Consider the following 2,160-nt stretch of genomic DNA (forward strand, 5'->3'; position numbering starts at 1 on the left):
ATGATGAATGGAAAATAAAAATACTACAACCTTAATACTTCTCTATGAACAGAAAAATTGCATATGTAACCGATATTCATTTAGATGAAAAATTTCCAATTAGCCAAGGGGTTGACGCTCGAAAAAATTGGAAAATAATACTTAATTATTAAACCTTAAAAATAACATTACTGTTTTCTGTGGGCATTACCATTTTGAAGATTATAGAATTGATGATAATATTCGGCCGTACATTACGCCTGCCAGTTCTTATCAGGTAGAAAAAATTCCAAATGAAATTAAGGTCAATAATGCTACGTTTAGTTATAGAATTATTGAACTGAAGAAAAATGAAATTAAAACAGAAGTGATAACCTTTACAAAGAGGAGAAAACACTGCATACAGCAAAATGTATAGTGCATAGCTACCCTGCGGGATAGCTACGGCACCATACATGGAACTTGTGCACCATAAATGAAAAGATTTATTTCAATAATAACACTATTAGTAATTTCCTGTTCAGACATTAAAAGAAAGGACTTGGTTTCTGAACTTAATGGGAATTCATTTAAATGGAAAATTCATTTAGAGGATTCGGTTATCGCACAAAGTGATATCCATTTTTTCCGAGACAGTCTATATGTCTATGTATTTGAGGACGAAAAAGAAAGCCATGCACAATTTGGATTTTGGAATGTAAAACAAGATTTTAAGTCTCAATATTTGTCTCTCAAGGATATTTTGAACGAGGCCACTTTTACAGTCAATTCATGGAAAAATGATACTTTAACTTTATCTTATGATAGTTATACTTATACCGTCACAAAGTTACATAACAAAAAAATAAACTTATCTGAGAAAATTGTAGGGTCTTGGATTGCTCCATTGGACAGTTTTCCACGGACACTTCCTGAATTTGAAGAAACTGGGAAATTCCTAATGAATCCAACTTTTTCATTTTCTAAAGACTCCTTCAATATCAGAACAGAAGGATTTAGAAGAACTGGAAAGTTCAACGTTTTTAATGGGGAAACCCAGTTTATAGTTTTAGAGACGGAATCTGGATATGACCAAAATAAATTTCTTATTTTTGAAGAAATTAATAAAGAAAATCTTGTAGTACGATTCAAGAACGACAGGGGTTGGTGGAAACCATATAAATTAATAAAGAAAAACGGTGCACAACATTAGGTATAGGTCATAGCCGCACAAAGCCAACGCACAAGCAGAGCTACGCCCCATACCCGAGCCGTTGTACGCAAGTAATGCCATGAAAAGATTAATCATATTGCTTCTAATAATAAATTCATGTTCAGCTCCCAAAGAGTTGGTTCATGATCCATATTCTGTAATAAATGATTTTTTGAAAGACACATCAGGACTCAAAGTAGTGTCAAAACCTTTAACTACTATTGCCGAAGTAAGCGTCATAAAAACAGAATTTTTATCCAAGCAGGAGTCCAAAATCAAACTAATCGCTAAGGAATTGAAAGAACCTGATGTTGAGTCCATCAGACAGCAATTCGAAAGAGGTCAGGGTTTCAATACAATGCCCTTAATGAAATATGGATATGAAATAATTCCGAAATCAGTACTCAATATTAAATCAGTTAATGACTCATTGACCTGGAAATCTATAAACGCTCAATTTGGAAATGACATAGTTTCCTTTGATATGCCAATTTTCAATAAAAAAGGTGATCGAGCTTATTTGAAAGTTGAATTTATTTGTGGGATTAAATGTGGAAAAGGTCAAACAGTTATTTTGAATAAGGAAAATGAGAAATGGACAATATCCAATATTGGGTCTATTTGGGTAAACTAAACCAGCGCACAACACTGTATAAAAATAATAGCCCCACAAAGCCAGCAACACAGCCAAAGCTACTATTTTTATACTTACCGTTGGCTGTGATTAGAAAAATTAAAATGAATAAGTACGAATTACCTTTTTTTGGAGAAGTAGAGATGAATTCTCTTAAAGATTATTATTGTGCAAATGCCCAATTTGGAAGAAGAAAAACCTCTTTAGATTTAAACTTTACTCAAAGTTCCGTAGATGAATCTACAATGAATGCTATCAAACGATTTCTCGAAAATATTGAGGATATAGATAAAGAAAATAAGAAACAGTGGATAAAGGACTTTAATGAGGAAGGGGAAACTGCAGATTATATCGA

The 2,160-nt window shown here is 32.7% G+C and carries 3 protein-coding genes; all 3 read left to right on the top strand.

Annotation, left to right across the window (positions count from 1 at the left end; translation table 11 throughout):
* The first annotated feature begins 454 nt into the window (after positions 1–454).
* Positions 455–1,171, top strand: coding sequence for a hypothetical protein (locus tag E1171_RS02415; RefSeq protein ID WP_155203723.1), 717 nt, complete (start codon positions 455–457; stop codon positions 1,169–1,171).
* Between the two features lie 79 nt (positions 1,172–1,250).
* On the top strand, positions 1,251–1,805 hold the full coding sequence (locus E1171_RS02420) for a hypothetical protein (protein WP_155203725.1): 555 nt from the start codon (positions 1,251–1,253) through the stop codon (positions 1,803–1,805).
* 104 nt (positions 1,806–1,909) lie between these two features.
* On the top strand, positions 1,910–2,160 hold a 251-nt coding region (locus E1171_RS02425; protein WP_222931348.1), incomplete at its 3' end, for a hypothetical protein.

It is taken from the genome of Xanthovirga aplysinae, from assembly GCF_009711365.1.
Taxonomy (GTDB): Bacteria; Bacteroidota; Bacteroidia; order Cytophagales; family Cyclobacteriaceae; genus Xanthovirga; species Xanthovirga aplysinae.